Raw genomic sequence first — 1,068 nt, forward strand, 5'->3', positions numbered from 1 at the left:
CGTTGTCGAAGGTGATGGACTGGCGCAGGTGTGGCGGCATTGAGTGGAGCATTTTGACGAGGGCTGTGGCGACGGGGTCGGCCTTGAGGCTTGGCTGTCGCAGGGCGATGGTGAGGCGCAAGTGTCGTTCGTGGGCGACGAGGATGGCCTGTCCCTGGGTCGAGAAGAGCATGGCGTCGGCTTCCCAATGTCCGGCCGACAAGCGTGTGGCGATGGCGTGGGGGCGATCGTGGATCGAGCATCGACCGGCGATGCGGGGCCATCCGCCGCCCTTGTTGCGCCATCCGCGCTTGTATTTTGCGCGTGGCAGATAGTGTCGCCATCGGCGGTCGTTGGTGCGCTTGAGCTGGGCGTGGACGAAGCGATAGATGGTCTCATGGCTGATGACCTTGTGTCCGGCATCGAGTGCGAGACGCCCGGCGACCTGTTCGGGGGACCAGCCGGAGGCAAGGCGATCGAGGAGGGTCTCGCGCAGGGTGTCGTCGCGTTCGAGGCGTGAGCCGGACCAGCGGCGTGCCGCCGTCTGCGCCTGTGCGTAGCCCGGCTGGTATCCAAGCTTCGCGCCGCTGTTGCGCTTCAACTCGCGCGCGATGGTCGACGGCTGGCGATCCACAGCTGCAGCGATTTGCCGGATCGACTGCCCGGCCTGATGAAGCCGGGCAATCGTACACCGCTCCTCGAGCGATAACTGACTGTAGGTCGTCGACATGGCAGCACCTGCTTGCGGTGTTGCACTTCGTTTGTGAACTCAGGAGGCTCCAACTCTTGAGAAGGTGCAAGCATGACGAGCAAGACGACAAGTTTGCGCCCGAAGTCCGCAAGCGAGCGGTGCGGATGGTTTTCGATCACGAGCGGGATCACCCGTCCAGATGGGCAACTGTGGTATCGATTGCCGAGAAGATCGCCTGCGTTCCGCAGAGGGACTGTCAGGATTTTCGTGTGTGGGCGGGCGGTTGAACATTACGCCGCCATGGCCTTGTTGAAGCGCTGGCCGAAGATGACTGCGAACTGGGCCTTGGCCATGGTCCACTCACGTGCAGGCATTTTCCACTCTTTCTCCGACCGGTT

General features: G+C 62.9%; 1 protein-coding gene. It reads right to left on the bottom strand.

Going from position 1 to position 1,068, the window contains the following annotated elements:
* A partial coding sequence (locus U1769_RS25400; protein ID WP_332720930.1) for an IS30 family transposase occupies positions 1–709 on the bottom strand: 709 nt, incomplete at its 3' end.
* Positions 710–1,068 lie beyond the last annotated feature (359 nt).

Origin of the sequence: Parasphingomonas zepuensis, from assembly GCF_036663735.1 — a bacterium.
Lineage (GTDB): Bacteria > Pseudomonadota > Alphaproteobacteria > Sphingomonadales > Sphingomonadaceae > Sphingomonas.